General features: G+C 36.3%; 1 protein-coding gene. It reads right to left on the bottom strand.

Annotated elements, in window-relative coordinates:
* Positions 1-285 precede the first annotated feature (285 nt).
* The coding region (locus ACFIKE_RS12260) for a hypothetical protein (protein ID WP_375650242.1) at positions 286-504 on the bottom strand (219 nt) is incomplete at its 5' end.

Below are 504 nucleotides of genomic sequence, written 5' to 3'. Positions count from 1 at the left end.
GTCCCGTAGCTCAGCTGGATAGAGCAACGGCCTTCTAAGCCGTGGGTCACAGGTTCGAATCCTGTCGGGATCACCATCCGGTTTTTACCCATGTATAATGTATTTATTCTTTGTAATCTTTTTTAAAGTTCGGGAATAGGATTTTCCAACATACTTTTACAAAGCTCATCTGTTTCCTCCAATGTTCTCTAATAATTTTTTGAATTCTTTGAAATGCACTGTTTTAAATGGAAGAAGACATTCTCTATCACCTCCATGAGACAAGCAAAATTAATAATCCATTTTCTAAAGAATTTCGCGCGTCTCAGAGTATGTGTAGAGTCGAATATTTGGTTTTTGTGTAAAAATATTTACTAATGCATCCATAAGGCGTGCAAAATCAATGATAAGCAAAAAGAGGATGAATGCTATCCACTTCATCAAGCGAGACATCACTTTTACACTTTTGTAGGTCATGATGATTTCTTGAAGTATTTCTTTTTCTGCTTCTGTAAGCTCTGTATC

The organism is Bartonella sp. MU70NMGDW, assembly GCF_042194085.1.
GTDB lineage: Bacteria > Pseudomonadota > Alphaproteobacteria > Rhizobiales > Rhizobiaceae > Bartonella > Bartonella grahamii.
The sequence above is the reverse complement of the archived record's forward strand: the minus strand, read 5'-3'. Positions and strand labels throughout refer to the sequence as shown.